This window comes from Neisseria bacilliformis (genome assembly GCF_014055025.1).
GTDB lineage: Bacteria > Pseudomonadota > Gammaproteobacteria > Burkholderiales > Neisseriaceae > Neisseria > Neisseria bacilliformis.
On the sequence record NZ_CP059571.1, the window covers coordinates 1,732,037 to 1,753,838 of the forward strand.

Sequence of the window (21,802 nt, forward strand, 5' to 3'; positions counted from 1 at the left end):
CTTTTTTACGGTTGAATCGGTGCGCTTATTTCTGTCCGGCGCGGTAGTCGGCCACTTCCTTCGCGCTGACTTCGCCGCCGGCGTTGCCGAAGGAGTTTAAAACATAAGTGGACACGGCGGCTATTTCTTCGTCTTTCAGCGGGAAGGAGGGCATGATGCCGTCGTATTCTTTGCCGTTGACGGTGATTTTGCCGCGTATGCCTTTGGCGACGGAGGCGACGAGCTGCATTTTGTCTTGGGCGAAATAGTCGGACTTGCCCAGCGGGGGCAGGGCGGCGTTTGAGCCGAGCCCGTCTTCGCCGTGGCAGGCTTTGCAGCGTTTGTCGTACACGGCCTTGCCTGCTTTGAGGTGTTCGGGCACTTGCGGTACGGTGTTTTGCGCGGCGGATGCCTGCGCGTTTTGCGGCGGGTTGCTGCCGCTGTTTTCAGACGGCCTCTCGGCGGCTTGCGATGCGGCGGGGATTTGGTTTTGGTTGGTCTGTGTTTCTTGCGTGTTGCAGCCGGTAAGCAGCAGGCCGAGTATGACTGCGGCGGACAGCGGGTGTTTCATGATGCGTTCCTTTGTTGGCACCCTGCCGGTTTGTTGGTTGTGTTTTGTTCGTGCGGCGGGTGGGCGGGTTTGGTACGGGCGGATTGTTTGCCTGCGTTTTTGCGCAGTGCGAGTGTGCGTGCGCTTAGTATTTGGTGTAAAAAAAGGCATCCGTAACGCCTGAATTTCCGTTGCTGATACCCTTGCGGATGTTTTTCAGACGGCCTGATTCAAGAATACGGATGCCTGGCTTTCGGGCTGTCCCGCTGAGCCGGCCGGATGCCGGCCCAATCGGGATTAGTGGCCTTCGGCTGCGGGAGCGGACGCGCCGGAAGCTGCTGCCGGAGCGGAAGCCGCAGGTGCGGAGGCTGCGGGAGCGGATGCGCCGGAAGCAGCACCTGTTGCCGCACCGCCCGCAGGCTGGTAGGCGTTGTCGCTCAGTTTTTTGGTCATGATTTCGGGATGGTCTTCACCCTCTACAACCAATTGACCCAGCGCACCTTTGTTGAACGCACGGAAGATGGAGTGGTCAACAATGGTGAAGCTGCCCGGAATATCGGTTTTGAATTCGATGATGGCTGCGCCACCGGCCGGAATCAGGGTGCTCTGTACGTTTTCGTTCACCAGTTTGCCTGCTTCGACATAAACTTTGTCGAAGATTTCGCCGATTACGTGGAAGGAGGACACGAGATTCGGGCCGCCGTTACCGACATACATGCGTACTTTGTCGCCCACTTTGGATTTCAGGGCATTGTCGCCTGCAATCGCGCCTACGTGGCCGTTGAATACCACATAGTCGGCGTCTTCACGGATGGCTTTGTCCATGTCGAATGCCTGATGGCCGGGCTCGCCGTATTTGCCTTTGGTGTAGAAGTCGCCCTGAACGATGTAGAACTCTTTGTCCACTTTGGGCAGGCCTTCTTTGGGCTCAACAAGTACCAAGCCGTACATACCGTTGCCGACGTGCATGCCGACAGGGGCTACGGCGCAGTGGTAGATGTACAGGCCGGATTGCAGGGCTTTCCAACGGAAAGTGGAGGTGCGTCCCGGAGCGGTGAAAGTGGCTGCCGAGCCGCCGCCCGTGCCGTTTGAAGCGTGGAAGTCCACGTTGTGCGGAACGGTGGAAGACGGATTGTTGGAGAATTCCACTTCTACGGTGTCGCCTTCGCGCACGCGGATCATCTGACCCGGAACGTCGCCGTTGAATGTCCAGTAGGTGTAATCGACACCGTCGGCCATTTTCATGGTTTTTTCAACGGTTTCCATTTTTACTTTAACCAAGGCGGCGTGGTCGCGGTTGACCGGGGGCGGAACTTCCGGAGCGTGTGTGGTTACCGCATCAATAACGGGCAGCTGATCCACAGGCACGTCGGCTTCGGCGGATTGAGCCGGAGCTTCGGGAGCGGCGGAAGCGGTTTGGACAGCGGGAGTGCTGCTTTCGCCCGCAGGCTGGGTGGCAGCCTGTTTGTTATCGTCGTTACACGCCGCAAGCGCGAATGCGGCGGCAATCAGTGCAGCTAAGGTTTGGCGTTTCATAGTTACTTTCCTTTTACTGGGTTACGTTCACAATTTACGTGGGGTAATTATGGATTACCCATCTTAACATCTATTTGATATAAATCAAATATGAGCTATTAACGTTTCATTTCGTTTGCTTTACCCATTCCAACACGCGGCCAATCTGACTTAAACTGCGGAAAAATCAAACTAAATGCCGGCCGGAATTCTAAAAAGAAACCAATAGCGTTAAGGATTTCGGATGTTGCGGGAAAAACAGCCGCGCGTTTGCCGCGCCGCTTTCTTTCCCGAAAAAGTCGTGCTACAATTTTTAACATTCATATTTTATGAATTTTTAATTTAATTTCAATTTCAACACAACCACCCCTTAGGAGCATCATCATGGGACAGTATAAGAAGCTATGGTTCCTGCTTTTCGCAGTACTGGCTGTCTGCTTTACCATCCTCGGCTATATGGGCTCGGAAGTCTATAAGAAAGCACCTCCGTACCCCGAAAAAGTCGTTACCGCGTCCGGTCAGGTCGTTATGACCAAGGACGACATCCTCGCCGGCCAGTCTGCCTGGCAGTCCACCGGCGGCATGGAAGTCGGCTCGGTTCTCGGCCACGGCGCATACCAGGCGCCGGACTGGACGGCCGACTGGCTGCACCGCGAGCTGGTCGCCTGGCTGGATTTTACCGCGCAAGAACGCTACGGTAAAAAATACGAAGAGCTGGACGTTGCCCAGCAGGCCACCCTGCGCACCGAGCTGGCCGACGAATACCGCAACAAAGGCCGCGTCAAAGAAGACGGCACCGTGGTCATCAGCGAAACCCGCAAAAAAGCCATCGACTCCGTCGCGCCCTACTACATCACCCTGTACGGCAACGACGCTTCGATGAAGCAGACCCGCGACAACTTCGCGATGAAGGACAACACCCTGCCCAGCGAAGAAGCGCGTAAGAAACTCACCAACTTCTTCTTCTGGACCGCGTGGTCCGCTTCGGCCAACCGTCCGGACAAGGATTTCACCTACACCAATAACTGGCCGCACGAGCCCTTGATCAACAACGTGCCGACCACTGAAAACTACATGTGGTCGTTCACCAGCATCGTGCTGCTGCTCAGCGGCATCGGCCTGCTGCTGTGGGGTTATTCCTTCCTGACCAAACACGAAGAAGTGCAGCCGCCCACCGAAGACCCGCTGGCGAAAATCGAGCTGACTCCCTCGCAGAAAGCATTGGGCAAATACGTCTTCCTGACCGTTGCCCTGTTTATCGCACAGGTGCTGCTCGGCGGCCTCACCGCCCACTACACCATCGAAGGCCAGCACTTCTACGGCATCGACTTCTCCGCCTGGCTGCCCTACGCCCTGGCGCGCACATGGCACATCCAATCCGCCATCTTCTGGATTGCGACCGGCTTTTTGACCGCCGGCCTCTTCCTCGCCCCCATCATCAACGGCGGCAAAGACCCCAAATTCCAGCGCGCAGGCGTGAATTTCCTCTACATCGCCCTGTTTATCGTAGTATTGGGTTCTTACGGCGGCAACTTCCTCGCCCTGAGCGACAACATGCCCGCCCACCTGAACTTCTGGTTCGGCCACCAAGGCTACGAATTCCTCGACCTCGGACGCTTCTGGCAGCTTCTGCTGATGGTCGGCCTGCTGCTGTGGCTCTTCCTGATGGTACGCTGCACATTCGGCGCGTTTAAAGAGAAAAACACCGACAAAAACCTGCTGGCCATCTTCGTAGCCTCCATGTTCGGCGTCGGCGTGTTCTACGCGCCCGGCCTGTTCTACGGCGAGCACACCCCGATTGCCGTCATGGAATACTGGCGTTGGTGGGTAGTGCACCTGTGGGTGGAAGGCTTCTTTGAAGTGTTCGCCACCGCATCGTTCGCCTTCATCTTCTACAACATGGGCTTCATCCGCCGCAACACCGCCACCGCAGCCACCTTGGCCGCAGCCGCCATCTTCATGCTCGGCGGCGTGCCCGGCACCCTGCACCACCTCTACTTCTCCGGCTCCACTTCCGCCTCCATGGCCATCGGCGCATGCTTCTCCGCGCTGGAAGTCGTGCCCCTGATCCTGCTGGGACGCGAAGCCTACGAACACTGGTCTTACCAAAACACTGCACCGTGGGCCAAACGCCTGCGCTGGCCGCTGATGTGCTTCGTGGCCGTGGCCTTCTGGAACATGATCGGCGCGGGCGTGTTCGGCTTCCTGATCAACCCCCCAATCTCCCTGTTCTACATCCAGGGTCTGAACACCACAGCGGTGCACGCCCACGCCGCCCTGTTCGGCGTATACGGCTTCCTCGCACTGGGCTTCGTCCTCCTGGTCGCCCTCTACCTCAAACCGAACGACCACTTCAACGACAGCCTGATGACCTGGGGCTTCTGGATGCTTAACGGCGGCCTGGTCGGCATGATCGCCACCAGCCTGCTGCCCGTCGGCGCGATTCAGGCCGCAGCCAGCATCACCCACGGCCTGTGGTACGCCCGCAGCGAAGACTTCCTGCAACAAGACCTGCTGGAAACCCTGCGCTGGATCCGCACCCTCTCCGACCTCATCTTCATCGCCGGCGGCTGCTGCTTCGCATGGCAGGCCACCAAAACCGTTTTCGGTTTGGGTAAAAAAACCGCCAACTAATCCGGCTTGAAACCGCAGAGGCCGTCTGAAAACCATTTTTCAGACGGCCTCTTTCTATCCGCCGAACCCCCAACCGCATATCCGGCAGCACCATCCCCGCGATAACGCCCGAAAAAAGACAGACAGCAACAGATCCGTCCTTTCCCCCGACCTGGCACGCGTTTGCAATCACCTTTTCCCACCGAACCCCGCAGCCATGTCCGATAACGCACCAAACAGCCAGTCCCTCAACACCCTGATTTCCACCAGCAGCACCATCGTCGGCATGGGGCTGGCACTGGTCGGCATCCTCGCCGCCAAACAGCCGATGCAGAAAACCGAAATGGTTTCCGACGACCTGTTCCTCTTTTCCTCGCTCGGCTTCCTGCTCGTCGTCATCGGCTATCTGGCGCAGAAAAACAGCGGCCGCCCCTATGCCGCCCGCCTGATTATCCTGGCCGAATGGCTGTTTTCCCTCTCCCTCATCACCGTTGCCGCAGCCGCCTGCATCCTGCTGTACGCAGAAGTGTGAAACAAAAAAAGGCCGTCTGAAAACAGGCAGGCGGCACGTTTTTAAATTTTAGATAGCGCAAAAAAGGAAACATCATGGGCAAACATCCCGCAATATGGCTGGCAGCATTGGCATTAACGGCCTGCCTGCCGCAGAAAACAGCATAGCCCGTCCCGCCGCCAAGCCTGCCGCCGCAAACCGTTCAGACACAACCCGAATCGGCAAAGAAACAGGAAAGGCGTTTCCAAGCAGACGAAGCCAAAATCGCCCGCAATATGGCGGCATGGGACAAACTGATGGCACTGCCCGAGCAGCAGTATCCGAGTTTTGAGGCGTTGCGAAAGCGGCAAAAAGCCGAGCCGTATGGCAATGTTGAAGCATTGATAGACCATAAGAAAACCGATCTGGAATTTCCCAAACACGCCGTGCCGCTAGAGCAGCTGATGCCTGTATCCGACCAAAACATCGAATCGATTGCAGTTCATTATGCGGGCATGCGGATTGCGCCGACCAATGTGTATAGAACCTATTTTTTGGAGGTAATGAATTTCTCACATACTAGGGCATACGGCCCTGACAGCAATCTGCTGGTGGACAACATCGGAGGAGATACGGACATGGCAAATTTTCGTATTCCGCCGGAGCGGTTTTCGGAATTTGTCGCTCTGCTGAACAACATCCGGACATGGCGTTACCCGAATCCGCGTCCCGATTATGATGCCCAGCAGCACCGGCTGGCTATGGTGATCACTTATCGGGACGGAACAAAATGGGCACTGGGTTCAAACATGCGTTTTTTAAAGGACAAATATTTGGAAGCCATGATTGCGCCTGATTTGGAATCCAAACGGGACGAATACGATTTTGTCTATATCAGCCTGCGCGATGTGGTGCTGCTGATGCAGCATTTGGATGACCGGATTCCGGTTTTTTTAGAAAGGTATGATAACCCGCCTTATTCGGTTAACGAACGCAGACAATGGAAGGAACTGCTCGACCAACCATAAAACACCGCCAAGGTTCTGCCGCACACAGTGGCTTTATCCGCCGATGTCCGTCCGATACGGCGAAACAGCAAGAGGCCGTCCCGAGGAGAGTGGGACGGCCTCTGCCGCTAAGGTAGGGTGAGTCTTGACCCACCATGCGCGGAAAACGGCATGACTGTGGTGGGTCAAGACCCACCCTACGCCGGCTATGATGTGTATTTCCTGTTTTGTCTCATTATAAAAAACGTCGGGCATAAATGCCCGACCTACCAAATACGCTTTCAGACGGCTTCTGCGTAGGGTGTATGGCGCAGCCACGTGCGCGGTTGGAGGTTTGCGGGAAGATTTGGGATGCGTTATGCGGCATAGACCGCGTGCGTCGCCTCGGGGCGACACACCCTACGAACGGTTCGGCGCGGGCGGATTTTTTCAGGCGGCAGCTGTAGGTTGGGTCTTGACCCAACATTTTTGGGCAAACGGCAAACGTGTCGGGTCGAGACCCAAGCTAGCTGCTATTGTGGACACAAATTTAGTTTCCAAGTGTCGGCGGGGCTTTAGCCCGGCGAAATATTGGAGGAAATAATGAGTTAGCCGGGCTGAAGCCCGGCCTACGATGCGTATTTCCTGTTTTGTCTCATTATAAAAACGTCGGGCATAAATGCCCAACCTACCAAATGCGCTTTCAGACGGCCTCTGCGTAGGGTGTGCGGCGCAGCCACGCATGCGGTTGGGGTGTGGCGGCGGAAACCCGGCCGGTTAACGATACAAACAGCAAGAGGCCGTCTGAAAACCGTTAAACGGGTCTTCAGACGGCCTTTTTAGGACGGCTGTTTACCGCTTAGCCATGCAGGGCGCGTTTGTCGGCGGCGAGGCAGGCTTCGTGCACCACTTCGGACAGGGTCGGATGCGCGTGGATGATGCGGGCGAGGTCTTCGCTGCTGGCGGAGAATTCGAGACCGACCACGCCTTCGGCGATCAGTTCGCTCACCATCGGGCCGACCATGTGCACACCGAGGATGCGGTCGGTTTCGGCGTCGGCCAGCACTTTGACGGTGCCTTTGGCTTTGCCCAAGCCCAGTGCGCGGCCGTTCGCGCCGAAGCCGGAGGTGCCTTTTTTATAGTTCGCGCCTTCGGCTTTGAGCTGCTCTTCGGTTTTGCCTACCCAGGCGATTTCGGGGTCGGTGTAAATCACGAAGGGTACGCTGTTGAAGTCGATGTGCGGTTTCTGTCCGGCGATGCGCTCGGCCACGGCCACGCCTTCGTCGCTGGCTTTGTGCGCCAGCATCGGGCCGCGCACCACGTCGCCGATGGCCCAAACATTGGGCAGATTGGTGCGGCACTCGCCGTCCACTTTGACAAAGCCGCGCTCGTCTTTTTCCAAGCCGACGGCTTCGGCGTTCAGGCCGTCGGTGTTGGGGATGCGGCCGATGGAAACGATGAGTTTGTCGAACACTTCGGTTTTTTTCTCACCATTGGCCAGCTCGAAGGCCACGGTAACGCCTTTATCGTCGGACTTGATGTCGCCGATTTTCACGCCCAGCTCGATGTTCAAGCCCTGCTCTTTGGTGAAGTATTTGAAGGCTTCTTTGGCAATCTGCTGGTCGGCTGCGGCGAGGAAGGTGGGCATGGCTTCGAGGATGGTTACCTGCGAGCCGACGCGGTTCCACACCGATCCCATTTCCAAGCCGATCACGCCCGAGCCGATAATGCCGAGTTTTTCCGGTGCGGCGGTGAGGTTCAGCGCGCCTTCGTTGTCCAGCACGTTTACGTTGTCGATGGCAATCTGCGGCAGCGGACGCGGCACGGAGCCGGTGGCGACGATGACGTTTTTGGCTTCGATAACGGTTTTTTCGCCCTTGTTATCGACTTCGATTTGGTACAGATCGCCGTTTTTGCCTTTGAACGAGCCTTTGCCGTGCAGGCTGGCGATTTTGTTTTTCTGGAACAGGAAGGCGATGCCGCCGGTGAGTTTGGTAACGATGGCGTCTTTGCGCTCAATCATTTTGGCGGCGTCGAATTTCACTTCGCCGACGCTGATGCCGTGTTCGGCAAAATCGTGCTGCGCGGCGTGGAAGTGTTCGGACGACTGCAACAGGGCTTTGGAGGGGATGCAGCCTACGTTCAGGCAGGTGCCGCCCAGCGCGGGGGCGTCGCCTTTTTTGTTGACGCCTGCATCGATGCAGACGGTTTTGAAACCGAGTTGGGCGGCGCGGATGGCGGCAACGTAGCCGCCGGGGCCTGCGCCGATTACGGCGACATCGTATTGTTGGGACATTGTGCGTATCCTTTTATATCGGTTTTCAGACGGCCTCTGCTTTGAATGAGGCCGTCTGAAAAATATTGACGGGAATATTCGGCTGATGCGGATTTTCAGACGGCCTGTTATGCGAACAGGCCGTCTGAAAACCGTTTACAGGTCGAGCAGCAGGCGGGCGGGGTCTTCCAGCAGGTCTTTGATGGTAACCAGCGTCAGCACGGCTTCGCGGCCGTCGATGATGCGGTGGTCGTAAGACAGGGCCAGATACATCATAGGGCGTACGACGACTTGGCCGTTTTCCACTACAGCGCGTTCTTTGGTGGCGTGCATGCCGAGGATAGCGGACTGCGGCGGGTTGATGATGGGGGTGGACATCATCGAGCCGAAAGTGCCGCCGTTGGTGATGCTGAAAGTGCCGCCGGTGAGGTCTTCGATGGCAATTTTGCCGTCTTTGGCTTTTACGGCGTAATCGACGATGGCGCGTTCAATGTCGGCGATGCTCATTTGGTCGGCGTCGCGCAGAATCGGCACGACGAGGCCGCGCGGGCTGCCGATGGCGATGCCGATGTCGAAGTAGCCGTGGTAAACGATGTCTTTGCCGTCAACCGAAGCGTTCACGACGGGGAATTTTTTCAGCGCGGCCACGGCGGCTTTGACGAAGAAGGACATGAAGCCGAGTTTCACGCCGTGTTCTTTTTCGAATTTTTCTTTGTATTTGGCGCGCAGATCCATCACCGGTTTCATGTTGACTTCGTTGAAGGTGGTGAGGATGGCGTTTTCCTGTTGCGAAGCCAGCAGGCGTTCGGCCACGCGGGTGCGCAGGCGGCTCATCGGCACGCGCTCTTCGGGGCGCGCACCGGCGGGAACCGGGGCGGCAGGCACGGCGGCTTTCGGCGCGGCGGGGGCGTTTTGCACGTCTTCTTTCAAGACGCGGCCGTCGCGGCCGGAGCCTTGCACGGAAGAGACATCCACGCCTTTTTCGGCGGCCAGTTTGGCGGCGGCGGGCATGGCGACGCCGGCTTGGGCGTTGGATGCGGACGCGGCGGCGGCAGGGGCGGGTGCGGCGGCAGGCTGCGCGGCAACGACGACGACGGCTTCGGTGTCGATTTTCGCCAAAACCTGCTGCGAGGTAACGGTGTCGCCTTCGTTGACGATGATTTCCACCAACACGCCGGCCTGCGGCGCGGGTACTTCCAGCACGACTTTGTCGGTTTCGATGTCTACCAGCACTTCGTCGCGGGCAACGGCTTCGCCGGCTTTTTTGTGCCAAGCCAGCAGCGTGCCTTCGGTGATGCTTTCGGCAAATACGGGAACATTTACTTCTACAATCATTTTGTACTCCTAGTAGGTGTGGTTTTGCGGTTCGGACCGGCCGAACCGCCTGTGTCGGATTGGGTTTAACGGGGTGCAAACGCGTCTTCGACCAACTGTTTGAGCTGCTTGGTGTGCAGGCTGCCGTAGCCGACTGCGGGCGATGCGCTGGCGGGGCGGCCAGCAAACAGAACCTTGCGGCCTTTTGCCAAACGTTCCAGACGGTGTACGGTCTGATACCACGCGCCCTGGTTCTTCGGCTCTTCCTGCGCCCACAAAAGCTCGGCGGCATTCGGGTATTTCGCCAGCTCGGCTTCGGCCTCGGCATAGGGGAAGGGGTAGAGCTGCTCGACGCGGACGATGGCCACTTCTTCTTCCAAACCGCGTTCGGCACGGCCTGCGGCCAGGTCGTAGTAAACCTGTCCGGCGCACAGAATCACGCGTTTCACTTTGCCGTTGTCGGCACGCTGCACGGTATCGCCGATAACGGGGCGGAACGTTGTGCCTTCGAGGAAATCGGCCAGCGGGCTGGTGGCGTCTTTGAAGCGCAGCAGGCGTTTGGACATGAAGATAATCAGCGGCTTGCGCATGGAGCGCAGCTGCTGGCGGCGCAGGATGTGGAACATTTGCGCGGCCTCGGAGGGCATGATGACCTGCATGTTTTCTTCCGCGCACAGTTGCAGCCAGCGTTCGAGGCGGCCGGAGGAGTGTTCGGGGCCTTGTCCGTCGTAGCCGTGCGGCAGGATGACGGTCAGGCCGCACATGCGTCCCCATTTGGTTTCGCCGGAGGAGATGAACTGGTCGATGGCAACCTGCGCGCCGTTGGCGAAATCACCGAACTGCGCTTCCCAGATGGTCAGCATATCGGGGGCGGAGCAGGCATGGCCGTATTCGTAGGCCATAACCGCTTCTTCGTTCAGAATTGAGTCGATAACGGTGAACGGCGCCTGGTTTTCGCTGATGTGCTGCAAGGGAATGTAGGTGCCGGCATCCCATTTTTCGCGGTTTTGGTCGTGCAATACGGCCTGGCGGTGGGAGAATGTGCCGCGTCCGGAGTCTTCGCCGGAAATGCGCACGCCGGTTCCGTTGCTCACCAGGCTGGCGTAGGCGATGGTTTCGGCCATGCCCCAATCGACGTTCTGCTCGCCCGCCGCCATCGCTTTGCGGTTTTCAATCAGGCGTTTGGAGGTGTTGTGCAGCGCGAATCCTTCGGGCACATAGGTGAATTTGTCGGCCAGGCGTTTGATGTCTTCGGCGGACAGGCCGCTTTCGACGGCTTCGCGCCAGTCTTTGCCTTGGTATTTCGACCAGTCTACGGCGTGTTTGCCGGTGTAGTCGCTCAGGCGGGTCTGTTCGACGTGTTCGCCGCGATCCAAAGCGTCGCGGTAGGCTTGGACGTAGGATTCGGCTTCTTCTTTGCCGACCACGCCTTCCAGAGCCAGTTTGTCGGCGTAGATCGCACGGGTGCCGGGATGTTTGGCGACGGCTTTGTACATCATCGGCTGGGTCAGTGTCGGATCATCGCTTTCGTTATGGCCGTTTTTGCGGTAGCAGACCACGTCGACCACCACGTCTTTGTGGAAGGTTTTGCGGTAGTCCATCGCCGCCTGCATCACGAAGCAGACCGCTTCGGGGTCGTCGGCGTTCACATGGAACACGGGCGCGTCCACCATTTTGGAAATGTCGGTGCAGTAGACGGCGGAGCGGGTGTCGCGGGTGTCGGAAGTGGTAAAGCCGATTTGGTTGTTTACCACGATGTGGACGGTGCCGCCTGTGGTGTAGCCGCGTGTCAGCGACATATTGAACACCGCCTGGTTGACGCCGAGGCCGATGAAGGCGGAATCGCCGTGGATCAGCACCGGCAGAACCTGTTTGCTGCCCTCTGCGCCGCGTCTTTCCTGTTTCGCGCGGCTGGAACCTTCGACCACGGGGTTGACGATTTCCAGATGGGAGGGGTTGAACGCCAGCGTAACGTGCAGCGGGCCGGTGGGGGTGGAGAGGTCGGAACTGAAACCGGTGTGGTATTTCACGTCGCCGCTGGGTAGTTTGATTTCGGCGCGGCCTTCAAATTCGGCGAACAGGTCGCTCGGTTTTTTGCCCAGCGTGTTCACCAGCACATTCAGACGGCCTCGGTGCGCCATACCGACAATCACTTCTTCCACACCGTCTTTGCCGATGTTCTGCACCAGATAGTTCAAGGCCAGAATCGAGCTCTCGCCGCCTTCCACGCCAAAGCGTTTCTGGCCGACGTATTTGTTCTGCAAGTAGCGTTCCAGCGTTTCGGCGGAAGTGAGCTGTTTCAGGATGAAGCGTTTTTCGTCGGCACTGTATTTGGGCGAGGAGGAGACGCCTTCAAAATAGTTCCGCACCCAATGGCGTTCGGCGCGGTCGGTAATGTGCATGTATTCGACACCGACAGAGCCGCAATAGGTCTGTTTCAGCTTGGACAGGATTTCCGACAAAGTCAGTTTTTCGTATTGTCCGCCGAAATCGCCTTTGCCCACATTGAATTTAACCGCCATGTCGGCATCGGAAAGGCCGTGGAATTTGGGATCCAGGCTTTCGATGAAGACAGGCGGTTTGCGTTTGAGCGGGTCGAGCTGCGCGGCATAGACACCCTGAATGCGGTAGGCGGAAATCAGGCGCAGCACGGCAACCTGTTTTTTCAGCATCGCTTCGTCGGGCGCGCCGACCGCAACGGGACGGGATTGCGCCAGTTTGACAAAAGATTCCTGAATCGGCCGGTGCGCCACATCGCGTTCGGTATTGCCGGGCTGGGCGGCCAGTTCGGAAAAATACTGCCGCCAATATTCTTCCACCGAGTTCGGGTCGTTTAAGAATTCTTCATACAGCTCTTCAATATACGGGGCATTGGAGCCGAAAAGATAAGAGAAGTTTTGTTTTTCATCCATCATGGCATGGCCTTTCCTGCTGGGGAATAAATGTAAACAAAAAGATAAATTGCGTATCCGAAACGTTTATTGGAGACAACGGGAGTATTCTACCCTTTATAACTTTCCATTACTACCGCGCAAACGACAAAGGAAGCGGGATTGCTCCCGCTTCCTTGTTTTATATCAGATTAGCGTTGTTCCAACGGAACGTAGTCCCGGCGCGGCGCACCCGTGTAAAGCTGGCGCGGCCGACCGATTTTCTGCCCCGGGTCGGAAATCATTTCGTGCCAGTGCGAAATCCATCCCACGGTACGCGCCAAGGCGAAAACCACGGTGAACATGGAAACCGGGATGCCGAGTGCGGATAAAACGATACCGGAATAGAAATCGACGTTCGGGTACAGTTTTTTCTCAATGAAATAAGGATCGTTTAGGGCGATTTTTTCCAATTCCATCGCCAGCTTGAATTTGGGATCGTTTTCCAAACCAAGCTCGCGCAACACTTCATCGCAGGTCTGCTTCATAATGGCCGCACGCGGATCCATGTTTTTATAGACGCGGTGGCCGAAGCCCATCAGGCGGTATTTCTTTGCCTTCACGCCTTCCATGAATTCGGCCACGCGCGATACGTCGCCGATTTCGTCCAACATGTTCAAAACCGCTTCGTTCGCCCCGCCGTGCGACGGCCCCCACAGGCTGGCTATGCCGGCCGCAATGCAGGCAAACGGATTCGCACCGGACGAGCCCGCCAGACGGACGGTGGAAGTAGAGGCGTTCTGCTCGTGATCAGCATGGAGGATGAAAATGCGGTCGAGTGCGCGGACAAGCACCGGATTGGGCGTGTACGCCTCGCAGGGAGTGGCAAACATCATGTGCATGAAATTCGCCGTGTAAGAGAGGTCGTTTTTCGGATAGTTGAACGGCAGGCCGTTTGAATAACGGTAGCACATAGCCGCAATGGTGGGGATTTTGGAAATCAGCCGGTAAATGGCGACTTTGCGGTGCTCGGGATCGGCAATTTCCAAGCTGTCCTGATAGAAAGCGGACAATGCGCCGACTACGCCCACCATCATCGCCATCGGGTGTGCATCACGGCGGAAACCACGGAAAAACCATGTGAGCTGCTCATGCACCATAGTGTGATGCATCACGGTGTCGACAAACTGCTTTTTCTGTTCGGCGGTAGGCAGCTCGCCGTAAATCAGCAGGTAGCAGGTTTCCAGATAATCGCCCTTTTCCGCCAGCTGCTCGATCGGATAGCCGCGATAGTACAAATAGCCTTTATCGCCGTCGATAAAGGTTATTTTCGATTCGCAGCTTGCGGTGGAAACGAATCCCGGGTCGAAGGTGAACATTCCGCTGGCTTTGGTAAACGCGCGGATGTCCACCACATCGTTACCCAATTCGCCTTGCAAAACCGGCAATTCGAGCACTTCTTTGCCTGCGATTTCTACTTTAATGGACTGGGACATCTCTTAACTCCTTTATTCTTCTCAAATCAAAGTGGGGGTTTTCAGACGGCCTCCTTCAACTCCGTCTGATCTTATCCAGCAGCGGCTCGAACTGCGGCCTGTCCGTGGTTTCCTTTCCGTTTACCAGAGCAAGAAATTCCTGATCCGGCAAATCGAGGATTTCCACGAACACCGACAATTCTTCGTCGCTAAGATGCCGGAATTCGGTTTCCATGAACCGTTTGAGCACAATATCAAGCTCAAGCAGTCCCCGGCGCGTAAGGAAACGGATGCGCCGTTTGGCGGTTTCGTCAAATTGTGTCATAAATGAATCGGGTTTGAAACAGGTTATCGCGCTTCGTTATGGCTGCAATCGTTATTTTTACAGGCTGCCGACGCACAAAGCACAGGCAGCCTGTTGCAGGCTATACCGCCCGTTTCAGCATGATTTCTTTAATCTTGCCGATTGCCCGCGTCGGATTCAGATGTTTCGGACAGGCATCGACGCAGTTCATAATCGTATGGCAGCGGAACAGGCGATAAGGATCGTTCAAATTATCCAGACGTTCGTTGGTGATGGTATCGCGGCTGTCGGCGATAAAGCGGTAGGCATTCAACAGGCCGGACGGGCCGACGAATTTGTCGGGATTCCACCAGAACGACGGGCAGGATGTGGAGCAGCAGGCACACAGGATGCATTCGTACAAACCGTCCAATTCCTTACGCTCTTCCTGCGTTTGCAGACGTTCTTTGTTCGGATCGACCGGCGTGTCGTTGACCACATAAGGTTTGATCGAATGATACTGTTTGAAAAACTGCGTCATATCGACAATCAGATCGCGCACCACAGGCAGGCCGGGCAGCGGGCGCAGCACGATCGGCTGTTTCAGGCTGCGGATGTCGGTGAGGCAGGCGAGGCCGTTTTTACCGTTGATGTTCATCCCGTCCGAACCGCAAATCCCTTCGCGGCAGGAGCGGCGGAACGACAAGGTGTCGTCCTGGGCTTTCAGCTTCATAATGGCATCGAGCAGTTTCACATCACTGGGCTCGATTTCCAATTCGTAGTCCTTCATGTACGGCTTGGCATCCACATCGGGATTGTAGCGGTACACGCTCAAACGGATTTTTTCCATGTGTGTATCTTCCTCAATAAACGCGTTTTGCCGGTTTGATATATTCCACGGTCAAAGGCTGCGTGTGCACCGGTTTGTAAGCCAGCCGGTTGTCTTCGGTATAAAACAGCGAGTGTTTCATCCAATTCACATCGTCGCGGTCGGGATGGTCGTCGGATGCGTGCGCGCCGCGCGATTCTTTACGCGCTTCGGCCGCAATCATGGTGGCTTTGGCCACTTCCATCAGATTGTCCAGCTCCAAAGCCTCGATGCGCGCGGTATTCCACACCATACTTTTATCGCCGATTTCGGTGTTTTTCGAGCGTTCGTACAAGTTGAGCACTTTTTCCACGCCTTCTTTCAAAATGGCGTCGGTGCGGAACACGCCTGCGTGAAGCTGGACGGTGCGCTGCAATTCGCCGCGCAGGGCATCGACTTTCTCGCCGCCGGTCTGGTTGTTCAAACGGTCCAGGCGGCGTTTGGTAAATTCGCCCGCATCATCCGGCAAAGGCTTCCAATCGCTCTGTTCTTTGACATAGACAATCATGCTGTCGCCTGCCGATTTACCGAACACAACCAAATCCAGCAGAGAGTTAGTGCCCAAACGGTTCGCACCGTGCACGGAGGCGCAGGCGCATTCGCCCGCCGCATACAAACCTTTTACCGGCTCTTCGAGATTGTTTCCTTTGGGCACGACGACTTCGCCGTGATAATTGGTCGGAATACCACCCATCATGTAGTGGGTGGTCGGCACCACCGGAATCGGGTCTTTGATCGGGTCGATGCCGGCGAACTGGATGGAAATCTCGCGGATGCCAGGCAGTTTTTCCATGATTTTCTCGGCACCGATGTGGTCGATTTTCAGCAGCACATGGTCTTTGTTTTTGCCGCAGCCGCGTCCTTCGTAAATCTCCATCGCCATGGCGCGGGAAACCACGTCGCGCGAAGCCAGATCCTTCACCGTCGGGGCGTAGCGTTCCATAAAGCGTTCGCCCTGCGCATTCAGCAGGATGCCGCCTTCGCCGCGCACGCCTTCGGTAATCAGCACGCCCGCTCCGGCCACGCCGGTGGGGTGGAACTGCCAGAACTCCATATCTTCCAACGGAATGCCTGCGCGGGCGCAGATGCCCAAACCGTCGCCAGTGTTCATAAACGCATTGGTGGACGAAGCATAAATGCGCCCTGCCCCGCCGGTGGCGAACAGCACCGCTTTGGCGTGGAAGATATAAACGTCGCCCGTTTCCATCTCCATCACGGTAACGCCCAACACATCGCCGTTTTCATTGCGGATCAGATCCAAGGCCGTCCACTCGACGAAAAACTGGGTATTGGCACGGACATTCTGCTGGTAGAGCGTATGCAGCATGGCATGGCCGGTGCGGTCGGCCACGGCGCAGGCGCGTTCCACCGCGCGTTTGCCGTGTTCTGCGGTATGGCCGCCGAACGGACGCTGGTAGATTTTGCCGCTTTCAACGCGGTCGAAGGGCATGCCCATGTGTTCCAGCTCGATAACGGCCTCGGGTGCGGCACGGCACATAAACTCGATCGCATCCTGGTCGCCCAGCCAGTCCGAACCTTTTACGGTGTCGTACATATGCCAGTCCCAGCGGTCTTCCTGCACGTTGCCGAGCGAGGCGGAAATGCCGCCTTGGGCGGCGACGGTGTGGGAACGGGTGGGGAACACTTTGGACAGCACGGCGGTATTCAGGCCAGCTTTGGAAAGTTGCAGTGCGGCGCGCAGACCCGCGCCGCCGCCGCCGACGATGACGGCATCAAATTTTCGGATAGGGAAGCTCATTGTTTACTCCGTGCTTACCAAATGACTTTAAACGAATAAACCGCGCACATCACCAGCCAGACGATGGTGGCGCAGTGCAGGGTCAGGCGCAGGCCGAAGGGCTTGATATAGTCCATCCACAAATCGCGGATGCCGACCCACGCATGAAACAGCAAAGCAAACAGAGTGGTTTGGGTAAAAACCTTCACCCATGTTTTTCCGAAAAAAGCCTGCCATTGGGAATAGTCTTGCGCGCCCGCCATTCCGATGAGGAACAGGAAAAACACAGCCGCGTAAACAATCATAATCACGGCGGTAATGCGCTGCGCCGCCCAGTCGCGCAGGCCGTAGTGCGCGCCTGCCAGTTTGCGGTCTACCATAATGCCACCCCCAGAATCACGGTCAGCGAAAGCGAAACGGCCAGCACCAGCTTGGCGGTTTTGCGGCAGGTCTGCAAATCCACCCCCTTGTGCGCGTCCAAAAACAAAAAGCGGATGCCCGCGCACAAATGGTGCAGAAACGCCCACAGCACACCGATCAAAATCAATTTGACCAGCGGATGGGAAGCCACCGCCTTATAGGAAGCGAAAGATTCGCCGCTGGAAAGCGAGCCATCGAGCAGCATCAGCAGCACGGGAACCATCAGAAACATAATCACGCCGCTGGCGCGGTGCAGGATGGAGACTATGCCCGGCACCGGCAATGCCCGTATCAGCACGGGCATCTCCAAGAATACAGGCCGTTTTTTCGTCTGCATTACAATTCCTCTTTAAACGATAATATTTTTCTCAAACTACAAAACCAAACAAACAAATGCAGTCGGTCAGACTGCATTCGGCTACATCGCCAGTAATTTACCCTGTTTGCTGCGGCTTGGGTAGTCTTTTCGGCATTTTTTTTAAACTGTTTTTACAAGTAAATTACAAATAGAAACAATTATAAAATATGGATTCATTGTTTATTTTTAGATTCAATGGACTACATCAAACTACCCTGCCGCCTACATCTTCATCCGGTTATGGCAAATTATTTATATTTCCATATTTTTTAATACCTTACCCCCAACATCCCGTTTCCGCCCTGCCCCGCAGCCCTTTTTCAGACGGCCTCAACCGTTGTGCCGCCAAGACCGCATGCACCACCTTGGGGCGACACAGCCCACAACGGGTTCGGCATGGCGGGGCGGGCGGCAATCTCTGCCGTATGGGTAGGGTGTATGACTCAGCCACGCGCATGGTTTGGGGTTTTGGCCGCGCCGAAGCTGTACTTTCAGACGGCCTTTTATTCGTAGGTCGGGCATTCATGCCCGACTGGCAGATACCGGCAAATTGAAAATGTCGGGCATAAATACCCGACCTACCTGTTTTCAGACGGCCTCTTCCGCGGCAAACGCGCCCGCGCCGCCCGAAGCCGCGCGGCAAACCGCCGCCGGTTTGTATTACAATCCGCCGCTTCCGTATCCGAGGACACAACAATGTATTTTGTAGACCGCACCGCCGTGGTGCTGAAACCGACCCAGAAATTTCTCGACTGGCTCAAATCCACCGACAGCAACCTGCCCGACCTCACGCTGGCGCAGATCCGCAGCAACTGCTCGGTGTACCTCGTGCCCGAGGCCGATACACCCGAAGCCGTGCTCGGCTATTTCGGCGAACGCTGCCGCCAGATTTTTGAGGCCGAAGTGTCCTCCTGGGAAGTGGAGCGCAAACACTGGCCGCAGGACATGGGCGTGCAGGCGTTTTGGGAATTTTTCGACGCCGAAATCCACGATGCCGTGTTCGATTTGGACGAAGCCGACATCAAAGTTGCGCCCGTGTTCGACAACATGATGTAAACCCGTGCCGCCCTTTTGCATCCGCATCCGCCCCTCCCGCCGGCTGGCGGCCTTGTCGCTGCTGCTGCACGCCGCCACTTTCGCCGCCTGCGCCGCATGGTTTTACGGCGCAGAGCGCATACTCGGCCTAGCCGCGCTGCTTTTTTCGCTGGCGTACAGCCTGCGCACAATATACGGCGGACGCAGTGCCGTGGAAGAAATCCGCATCGGCGCGAAAGGGCACGCCGCGCTGAAACTGAAAAACAGCGGCGAACCCGTCCCCGCCAAACTGCTCGACGGCAGCATCGTCCACCCCTTCGGCTGCATCCTGAAATGGCAGACCGAAGAAAAAACCCTGCGCCAATGCGTTCCCGCCGACGCGGCCGACCCCGAATCCTACCGCCGTCTCACCGTCTGGGCGCGCTACGGACAACCGAGAAAGGAAAAAAACCAATGAAACAAAAACTCACCCTGTGCGCCGCGCTGGCACTGGCCGCCTGCACCGCCGAACAGCCGCCCGCCCCCGCAGGCGAATCCCCCGTGCAAGCCGCCGCCCCGCAGCCGCAAATGCCCGAATTCGACCCCGCCGCCGCCCCCGTCTCACAAGTAGGCTTCAACGGCAACGACAACGTGCAGCGTTTTATCACACACGAAGCGCAAACCGGCCCGTACAGCCGCGCCGAATTGCAGGCGTTTTTCAACGGCGCGGTTTACAAAAACAACATCATCGGCATCATGAACCGCCCCGGCACCTCCCGCCCGTGGTACGAATTCCAAAAAAGCAACGCAGAAGGCGCCAAAATTTCAGACGGCCGCAACTTCTACATGCGCCACCGCCAAGTGCTCGACCAAATCGCCCGCGAATACGGCGTGCCCGCCGAAGTCATCGCCGCCGTCATCGGCATCGAAACCAACTACGGCCGCAACATGGGCAGCTTCCGCCTGGCCGACTCCCTCTCCACCCTCGCCTTCGACTACCCCCGCCGCGCCGCCTTCTTCCAAAAAGAGCTGCACGAAATGCTGCTGATGGCCAAAGAAGAAAACCAAGACCCCTACTGGTTTGCCGGCAGCTACGCCGGCGCGATGGGCATGCCCCAGTTCATGCCGTCCAGCTACCGCAAATGGGCGGTGGACTACGACCGCGACGGCCGCCGCGACATCTGGGGCAGCGTGCCCGACGCCGCCGCCTCCGTCGCCAACTACCTCAAAGCGCACGGCTGGAAAACGGGCGGCAGAATGATTGTCCCCGTCCTGCTCACCCCTACGCCGCAGATACAGGCCGTCATCGACGAAAAAACCGCGCTCAACCGCACCGTCGGCGAGCTGCGCGCGATGGGCGTGGAAATCCAAGAACCCGTCGCCGACCACGAACGCGCCGTCCTCTACCGCCTCGAAGTCTCGCCCGGGCTTTACCAATACTACATCGGCCTCAACAACTTCTACGCCGTCTGGCAGTACAACCACAGCCGCATGTACGTTACCGCCGTGCGCGACATCGCCAACGGCATCGGCGCGGGCAATCTCTAAACAAACCGCCCCACCCTTTTCCGTCCGCTTATAGTGGAACAAAATAGAGACTACCTATCGTAGGCCGGGCTTCAGCCCGGCTAAATCACTATTTTCCTGATATTTTGCCGGGCTGAAGCCCAGCCTACATCGGATACTATTGATCTGTACCCTATAAAAGCCCAGAAGCCGTCTGAAAACCGTTTTTCAGACGGCCTCTGCCGTTCGCATTACAGGTAGGGTGTATGGCGCAGCCACGCACGCGGTTTCGGTTTGCGCAGGATACGGGATTGGTTGTGCGGCAAAGACCGCGTGCGTCGCATTGGGGCGGCACACCCTACGTCGGCGGCGCAAATCCGGTGCAGGATTCCATATGTTTGAGGCCGTCTGAAAAACAGTTTTCAGACGGCCTTTTTGCTGTTTGCGGGCGGCTAGATCAGATTGCGTTGTTTCAGCTCGCCTTTGAGGTAGGCGTAGTACACGGGGGCAACGATGATGCCGCCGATGCCGAACACGCGCTCGAATACGATCATGGCCACCAGCAGTTCCCACGCGCTCGATTCGATTTCCGAGCCGATGATTTTGGCGTTTAAGAAATATTCGAGTTTGTGGATCACCACCAGAAACACCAGCGAGGCGAGGGCGACGTAGAGCGAGGTGCCCAGACTCAGGATGATGATGATGGTGTTGGAAATCAGGTTGCCGGCCACGGGTATCAGGCCGACGACGAAGGCGATGACCAGCACAGTGAGGCGGAAGGGCAGCTCCACGCCGAAGAGCGGCAGCACGAGGTAGAGGTAGAGGCCGGTGAGCAGGGTGTCCACCAGCGAGATTTTGGCCTGGGCGATGAACACGCGCTCGAAGCTGGTTTCAAAGTTGCGTATCCGGCGCAGCAGTTCTGCCTTGAAGGGCGGCATTTTGCGGCGGCTGCGGCGCATGTTGAGGCGGTGGAAGCTGAGCATCGCGCCGATGATGATGCCGATAAGGACGTATACGAAGGAGGTGATGCTGTTTTTGCTGATGCGGGTGAGTGCCGCGCTGTATTCGTTGATGAAGCCGACGGCCTGGGCTTTGATTTCGGCGGTGTTGTTCGGCAGCAGGTTCAGGAGGGCGGCGGGCAGCTCTTTGCTGTTTTTGGTGTCTTCCAAGATGGCCGCCAGCTTGCCCAGCATCACGCCGATGTGGCCGCCCTGCACCATGTGGTACACGCCCAGCGACAAAAGGAAGATGGCCAGGCACACCATGCCGATAGCGAGGGTGGCGGAGACGAGGTTGATGTTGTGGGCGGTGAGGATTTTCTGAAACACGCGCCGGCGCGGCAGCAGGCGGCGGCGCGCCCACAGGATGAGGCCGTTGGTTTTGTCGATGAAGACGTAGGTGAGCACCACGGCCAGAAGCAGCGGCAGCAGGTGGAAATACAGCACTGCGGCCAGGGCGAGTGCCATGAGGATGTAGGAGGCGTTGCGCGCTTTGGCGTCGGGGGTTTGGGGGTGTGTCTGCATGGCGTTTGCTCTGTGTTGTGCCGGT

Annotated in this window: 19 protein-coding genes; 6 read left to right on the plus strand and 13 right to left on the minus strand. The window is 57.2% G+C overall.

Going from position 1 to position 21,802, the window contains the following annotated elements; all coding sequences use genetic code 11:
* Positions 1 to 25 precede the first annotated feature (25 nt).
* The 3 genes from H3L91_RS08515 to H3L91_RS08525 all read right to left on the minus strand — a co-directional run bounded on the left by H3L91_RS08515 (position 26) and on the right by H3L91_RS08525 (position 2,364).
* A complete protein-coding gene (locus H3L91_RS08515; RefSeq protein WP_040659028.1) occupies positions 26 to 550 on the minus strand; it encodes a c-type cytochrome in 525 nt (174 codons plus the stop codon).
* 276 nt (positions 551 to 826) lie between these two features.
* Positions 827 to 2,065, minus strand: a complete 1,239-nt coding sequence (gene nirK / locus H3L91_RS08520; RefSeq protein ID WP_007343344.1) for a copper-containing nitrite reductase — start codon at positions 2,063 to 2,065, stop codon at positions 827 to 829.
* A 98-nt stretch (positions 2,066 to 2,163) separates the two neighbouring features.
* Complete coding sequence (locus H3L91_RS08525; protein ID WP_154647217.1) at positions 2,164 to 2,364, minus strand: hypothetical protein; 201 nt, start codon at positions 2,362 to 2,364, stop codon at positions 2,164 to 2,166.
* 64 nt (positions 2,365 to 2,428) lie between these two features.
* Between H3L91_RS08525 and H3L91_RS08530 the strand changes: the two genes are divergently transcribed.
* From H3L91_RS08530 to H3L91_RS08540, 3 genes are all read left to right on the plus strand, one after another.
* A complete protein-coding gene (locus tag H3L91_RS08530) occupies positions 2,429 to 4,678 on the plus strand; it encodes a nitric-oxide reductase large subunit (RefSeq protein ID WP_007343345.1) in 2,250 nt (749 codons plus the stop codon).
* A 196-nt stretch (positions 4,679 to 4,874) separates the two neighbouring features.
* A complete protein-coding gene (locus H3L91_RS08535) occupies positions 4,875 to 5,189 on the plus strand; it encodes a hypothetical protein (RefSeq protein ID WP_007343346.1) in 315 nt (104 codons plus the stop codon).
* Between the two features lie 275 nt (positions 5,190 to 5,464).
* Positions 5,465 to 6,175, plus strand: a complete 711-nt coding sequence (locus H3L91_RS08540; protein WP_154647218.1) for a hypothetical protein — start codon at positions 5,465 to 5,467, stop codon at positions 6,173 to 6,175.
* A gap of 817 nt (positions 6,176 to 6,992) precedes the next feature.
* Here the strand turns inward: H3L91_RS08540 and lpdA are convergent.
* The 9 genes from lpdA to sdhC all read right to left on the minus strand — a co-directional run bounded on the left by lpdA (position 6,993) and on the right by sdhC (position 17,713).
* The gene (gene lpdA, locus H3L91_RS08545) at positions 6,993 to 8,429 is read right to left on the minus strand and encodes a dihydrolipoyl dehydrogenase (RefSeq protein ID WP_007343349.1); all 1,437 of its coding nucleotides are present in this window, start codon (positions 8,427 to 8,429) and stop codon (positions 6,993 to 6,995) included.
* Positions 8,430 to 8,564: 135 nt separating this feature from the next.
* Positions 8,565 to 9,743: a 2-oxoglutarate dehydrogenase complex dihydrolipoyllysine-residue succinyltransferase gene (gene odhB / locus H3L91_RS08550; protein ID WP_007343350.1), complete on the minus strand. Its 1,179-nt coding sequence runs from the start codon at positions 9,741 to 9,743 to the stop codon at positions 8,565 to 8,567.
* A 65-nt stretch (positions 9,744 to 9,808) separates the two neighbouring features.
* Positions 9,809 to 12,637 carry a 2-oxoglutarate dehydrogenase E1 component gene (locus H3L91_RS08555; protein WP_007343351.1) on the minus strand — a complete coding sequence of 943 codons (2,829 nt, stop codon included), beginning with the start codon at positions 12,635 to 12,637 and terminating at the stop codon, positions 9,809 to 9,811.
* A 167-nt stretch (positions 12,638 to 12,804) separates the two neighbouring features.
* Complete coding sequence (gltA, locus tag H3L91_RS08560) at positions 12,805 to 14,088, minus strand: citrate synthase (protein WP_007343352.1); 1,284 nt, start codon at positions 14,086 to 14,088, stop codon at positions 12,805 to 12,807.
* Between the two features lie 55 nt (positions 14,089 to 14,143).
* Positions 14,144 to 14,392 (minus strand): FAD assembly factor SdhE, encoded by a 249-nt coding sequence (locus H3L91_RS08565; protein ID WP_007343353.1) that lies wholly within the window; start codon positions 14,390 to 14,392, stop codon positions 14,144 to 14,146.
* Positions 14,393 to 14,492: 100 nt separating this feature from the next.
* A complete protein-coding gene (locus H3L91_RS08570; protein ID WP_007343354.1) occupies positions 14,493 to 15,200 on the minus strand; it encodes a succinate dehydrogenase iron-sulfur subunit in 708 nt (235 codons plus the stop codon).
* A 13-nt stretch (positions 15,201 to 15,213) separates the two neighbouring features.
* A complete protein-coding gene (gene sdhA, locus H3L91_RS08575) occupies positions 15,214 to 16,977 on the minus strand; it encodes a succinate dehydrogenase flavoprotein subunit (RefSeq protein WP_007343355.1) in 1,764 nt (587 codons plus the stop codon).
* Between the two features lie 14 nt (positions 16,978 to 16,991).
* Complete coding sequence (gene sdhD, locus H3L91_RS08580; protein WP_007343356.1) at positions 16,992 to 17,336, minus strand: succinate dehydrogenase, hydrophobic membrane anchor protein; 345 nt, start codon at positions 17,334 to 17,336, stop codon at positions 16,992 to 16,994.
* Positions 17,330 to 17,713 carry a succinate dehydrogenase, cytochrome b556 subunit gene (gene sdhC, locus H3L91_RS08585; RefSeq protein WP_007343357.1) on the minus strand — a complete coding sequence of 128 codons (384 nt, stop codon included), beginning with the start codon at positions 17,711 to 17,713 and terminating at the stop codon, positions 17,330 to 17,332. The genes sdhD and sdhC overlap by 7 nt, the downstream gene beginning before the upstream one ends.
* A gap of 717 nt (positions 17,714 to 18,430) precedes the next feature.
* Between sdhC and H3L91_RS08590 the strand changes: the two genes are divergently transcribed.
* From H3L91_RS08590 to mltB, 3 genes are read left to right on the plus strand one after another with little or no spacing between them, the layout of a single operon-like run.
* Entirely contained in the window at positions 18,431 to 18,790 is a 360-nt protein-coding gene (locus tag H3L91_RS08590) for a hypothetical protein (RefSeq protein WP_007343358.1), read from the plus strand.
* 4 nt (positions 18,791 to 18,794) lie between these two features.
* A complete protein-coding gene (locus tag H3L91_RS08595; protein ID WP_007343359.1) occupies positions 18,795 to 19,226 on the plus strand; it encodes a protein YgfX in 432 nt (143 codons plus the stop codon).
* Positions 19,223 to 20,296, plus strand: coding sequence for a lytic murein transglycosylase B (gene mltB, locus H3L91_RS08600; RefSeq protein WP_007343360.1), 1,074 nt, complete (start codon positions 19,223 to 19,225; stop codon positions 20,294 to 20,296). The genes H3L91_RS08595 and mltB overlap by 4 nt, the downstream gene beginning before the upstream one ends.
* A 410-nt stretch (positions 20,297 to 20,706) precedes the next feature.
* Here the strand turns inward: mltB and H3L91_RS08605 are convergent, their stop codons facing one another.
* The gene (locus tag H3L91_RS08605; protein ID WP_007343362.1) at positions 20,707 to 21,777 is read right to left on the minus strand and encodes an AI-2E family transporter; all 1,071 of its coding nucleotides are present in this window, start codon (positions 21,775 to 21,777) and stop codon (positions 20,707 to 20,709) included.
* Between the last annotated feature and the right edge of the window lie 25 nt (positions 21,778 to 21,802).